The following is a 579-nucleotide window of genomic DNA, read 5'->3' on the forward strand; positions in this document are numbered from 1 at the left end:
ATAACGCTGTAGCAGAAGCCAATGCCGCAATTGATGCCGCAACCACGCCAGATGAAATTGCCAAGGCAGTAGCAGATGGTAAGGCCAAGATTAATGCCGTATATGTGCAGGGCAAGGACTTAAGTACCCAAAAGAACAATGCTAAGCAAGACATAGCCAATGAAGCAACAGATGTTAAGAATAGTATCGATGCCGATCAAAACTTGACTACTGTTGAAAAGAACAAGCAGAAGCAAGATGTTGATAACGCTGTAGCAGAAGCCAATGCCGCAATTGATGCCGCAACCACACCAGATGGTATTGTTCAAGCAACTAATGAAGGTAAAAATAAAATTCATGCAGCATATGTACCAGGCAAGAATTTAAGTACTCAAAAGAATGATGCTAAGCAAGACATAGCCAATGAAGCAACTACAGTTAAGGGCAACATTGATGCCGATGACTTATTAACTACTGTTGAAAAGAACAAGCAGAAGCAAGACGTTGATAACGCTGTAGCAGAAGCTAACGCCGCAATTGATGCCGCAACCACGCCAGATGAGATTGCCAAGGCAGTAGCAGATGGTAAAGCTAAGATTA

Annotated in this window: 1 protein-coding gene; it reads left to right on the forward strand. The window is 42.7% G+C overall.

Annotated features, from left to right (window positions below; all coding sequences use genetic code 11):
* On the forward strand, positions 1 to 579 hold a 579-nt coding region (locus tag H3T48_RS08805), incomplete at both ends, for a DUF1542 domain-containing protein (protein WP_198189193.1).

It is taken from the genome of Lactobacillus sp. M0403 (assembly GCF_016101265.1).
Taxonomy (GTDB): Bacteria; Bacillota; Bacilli; order Lactobacillales; family Lactobacillaceae; genus Lactobacillus; species Lactobacillus apis.